Source organism: Pseudomonas sp. P4_C3, assembly GCF_056402075.1.
The window spans coordinates 1-1,547 of the sequence record NZ_JBFUIC010000585.1; the positions used below are offsets into that span (position 1 = coordinate 1).

3 protein-coding genes are annotated in these 1,547 nt (G+C 57.6%); 2 read left to right on the top strand and 1 reads right to left on the bottom strand.

Annotated features, from left to right (window positions below):
* On the bottom strand, window positions 1–457 hold a 457-nt coding region (locus AC1DVH_RS30900), incomplete at its 3' end, for an EamA family transporter (protein WP_477756986.1).
* Between the two features lie 136 nt (window positions 458–593).
* Here AC1DVH_RS30900 and AC1DVH_RS30905 point away from each other — a divergent pair.
* Both AC1DVH_RS30905 and AC1DVH_RS30910 read left to right on the top strand, forming a co-directional pair.
* The gene (locus AC1DVH_RS30905; RefSeq protein WP_477756987.1) at window positions 594–1,031 is read left to right on the top strand and encodes an Lrp/AsnC family transcriptional regulator; all 438 of its coding nucleotides are present in this window, start codon (window positions 594–596) and stop codon (window positions 1,029–1,031) included.
* A 56-nt stretch (window positions 1,032–1,087) separates the two neighbouring features.
* On the top strand, window positions 1,088–1,417 hold the full coding sequence (locus AC1DVH_RS30910; protein WP_477756988.1) for a YceK/YidQ family lipoprotein: 330 nt from the start codon (window positions 1,088–1,090) through the stop codon (window positions 1,415–1,417).
* Window positions 1,418–1,547: the final 130 nt, after the last annotated feature.

Consider the following 1,547-nt stretch of genomic DNA (forward strand, 5'->3'; position numbering starts at 1 on the left):
GGTAATCGCTGCCACTCTCGCCCTGGCTGCCATGGGCACTGACAATTGCCAGCATGCCGAGAAACGAAACGCCCAGCCAGGTCAGTTTCTGCGCGGTGATCTTTTCATTGAGGAACAAAGCCGCCAGCCCGACCAGCATGAACGGCTGGACGTTATAGACGGCGGTGCCGATGGCAATCGACGCCCGGGAATAGGACGCGAATAACAGCACCCAGTTGCCGACAATCGCCACACCGCTGAGCACCGCCAGCAGGAACGTGGTGCGGGTCAGAATGCCAGGGCGCAGAAAGCCGAAAGCCGCGCAAATGAGCAGCAAGGTGCCGGCACCGAACAGGCAGCGCCAGAACACCACGTCCAGCACCGGTTGCCCGGACACCAGCACGAACCAGCCGATGGTGCCGGAGATCAGCATGGCGGCCGTCATTTCGAACGAACCGCGGCGTAGGGATTTGTCCATCATCAGACTCCTGTGTTTGTGACCAAAGTATGCCAATGCACCCAGGCGCTACTCCAGAGCAAAAAGCAGGCTAAACTCGAGATCTGCCTTTTTTATCAAGGCCGTTTTGAAAAAATGCCTAACAGAGGGTTTCGCCATGACCGATGATATCGACCAGGTGCTGATCACGGCCCTGATGGAAGACTCGCGACGCTCGCTCAAGGCCCTGGCGCAAATCAGTGGCCTGTCCTCCCCCAGTGTTGCCGAGCGTCTGCGCCGTCTGGAAGAACGCGGCGTGCTCAAGGGCTACACCGTTGAAATCGACCCGAGATGCTTTGGCTATCAACTCCAGGCCATCGTGCGTATTCGCCCGTTGCCGGGGCAATTGCAGGAAGTGGAACGGCAAATCATGGCCATTCCCGAATTCACCGAGTGCGACAAGGTCACCGGCGACGACTGTTTCATTGCGCGCCTGCATGTGCGCTCGATGGAACAACTGGACACCCTGCTCGACCGCCTCAACACCCATGCTGAAACCAATACGGCGATCGTCAAGAAAACTCCGGTCAAGCGCCGGTTACCGCCGATGGCGTGAGTGATATTTATTTCAGCCTGAAGTAGATTGACGGTTTCCGGCGAAGGATTGACGGTATGAAAATTCAGGCGATGCTACTCGTGGCGATGCTGCTGGCGGGTTGCGGCACGATTCAAACGGTTGTGCGCGGTGACGAAGTGGCTGCAAAAAGCCTCAAGGACCACAAGAGTTATTGCGGCGCGGTACCACGAATCTACAGCGGTGTGACCTACGATTTCTGCTACCTGAACGCGCCCCTGGAAGACGGTCGGGATGCGCAGGTACATGGTCCCGCCCCCGCTATCGTGCTGCTCGACGTGGTCGTGTCCGGGGCGATGGATACCTTGCTGCTGCCCTACACCATCTACCGCCAGCAAGCCGACGGCAGCATCGTCATTGTGGAGTGACCCTGAATTTCAGGTGATAAAAAACCCGCCAGAGCGGGTTTTTTACTTCAAGGTCGACGATCAGTCGTCGCGCCCCATGATGCCGAACAGCTGCAACAGGCTGATGAACAGGTTGTAGATCGATACATAC

Excerpts from the sequence above, each read along its gene's own strand:
- AC1DVH_RS30910 (WP_477756988.1), top strand. The coding sequence starts at position 1,088 with ATGAAAATTCAGGCGATGCTACTCGTGGCGATGCTGCTGGCGGGTTGC.
- AC1DVH_RS30905 (WP_477756987.1), top strand. The coding sequence starts at position 594 with ATGACCGATGATATCGACCAGGTGCTGATCACGGCCCTGATGGAAGAC.